Source organism: Pseudomonas sp. GW823-FHT02C02, from assembly GCF_058797635.1.
The window spans coordinates 1-1,387 of sequence record NZ_JBXAJV010000039.1 but is presented as its reverse complement, the minus strand read 5'-3'; the positions used below and the strand labels follow the sequence as shown (position 1 = coordinate 1,387).

General features: G+C 59.4%; 1 protein-coding gene. It reads left to right on the top strand.

Annotation, left to right across the window (positions count from 1 at the left end):
• Nucleotides 1-91: 91 nt before the first annotated feature.
• Nucleotides 92-1,123, top strand: a complete 1,032-nt coding sequence (locus AC1ROI_RS33860) for an IS110 family RNA-guided transposase (protein ID WP_102595911.1) — start codon at nt 92-94, stop codon at nt 1,121-1,123.
• Nucleotides 1,124-1,387 lie beyond the last annotated feature (264 nt).

Below are 1,387 nucleotides of genomic sequence, written 5' to 3'. Positions count from 1 at the left end.
AAAGCAATGGGATGGACTCCTCCTCACCTCGGCATCTTGAGTGCCAGACTGAAGGTACGAACCGCAGTCAACCGTGAGAAGGAGTCCACACATGAAGCTTATGCGCATTGGGGTCGACTTGGCCAAGAACGTGTTTCAGATCCACGGCGTGGATCGTCATGAGCAGCCAGTCTGGCGGCAGCGTCTGCCTCGCGATCGCTGGCTGCAAACGGTGCTGGAGAAGACCGAACCCGGCTGTGAGATCGGCATGGAAAGTTGCGGTGGTGCGCACCATTGGGCGCGGCAACTACAAGCACGCGGATTTCGGGTGAGGCTGATCGCGCCGCAGTTCGTCAAACCGTACGTCAAGAGCAACAAGAACGACGCCAACGATGCCGAGGCAATCTGCGAAGCGATGAGCCGCCCCAGCATGCGCTTCGTCGCCGTCAAAACCATCGAACAACAGGATATCCAGGCGACGCATCGCATCCGGGCCGGCTTAATCGAACAGCGGACGGCCAAAGCCAATCAGATTCGTGGGCTGATCGCCGAGTACGGCCTCGTTGCGCCGAAGGAATTACTGATGCTGCGTCGCGCAATACCGTGCTGGCTAGAAGATGCCGATAACGGTTTGACGGCGCGTTTTCGTCGTCTGCTGAATGGCTTGTGGGATGACCTGCGCGCACTTGATGAGCGCGTGAGCGAACTCGATGGCGAGATATCTGCGATCGCGGCGAGTGAGCCATCGGCCGTCCGTTTGCAACAGCTGCGTGGCGTCGGCCCGATGATTGCCACTGCGCTAGTTGCTGCCATCGGTGATGCCAATCAGTTTGCTAACGGCCGACAACTGGCCGCCTCGCTAGGGCTGACGCCAAAGCAACACAGCTCTGGCGGCAAGGACCGACTGCTTGGCATCAGTAAGCGTGGCGATGCTTATCTGCGAACGCTGATGATCCACGGTGCGCGGTCGGCACTGCGCACGGCCAAGTCCAAAGACGATCGACTCAGCCAGTGGGTTGTCCGTTTAGCCGAGCGCTCACATCCCAACGTGGCCGCCATCGCACTGGCCAACAAAACTGCACGCATGGCTTGGGCGATGCTGCGCAACGGCACTGATTACCAACCGGATCGGGCAGCGGCCTGACCCATTCATCCCGGGAGAAGCCCCACACACCACGATTGCGAAGCAACCCGAGCAATGGCAAACCGGTCGAACCGGCGTCGGCAAAACCCTTTAACGTCCAGGTGCGTAAAGCACGTAAAAGCGATTGGGAGCCGACGCGCGAATAGCCCATCATGGCCCTGCATCAAAACGATGCCGCAGTAAGAGGCCGAATATACGTGTGCAGTCGGCACGGGCGCCAAAGCAAAGGAGGCTTGCAACGAGGAGGAGTCCATATACGGACGT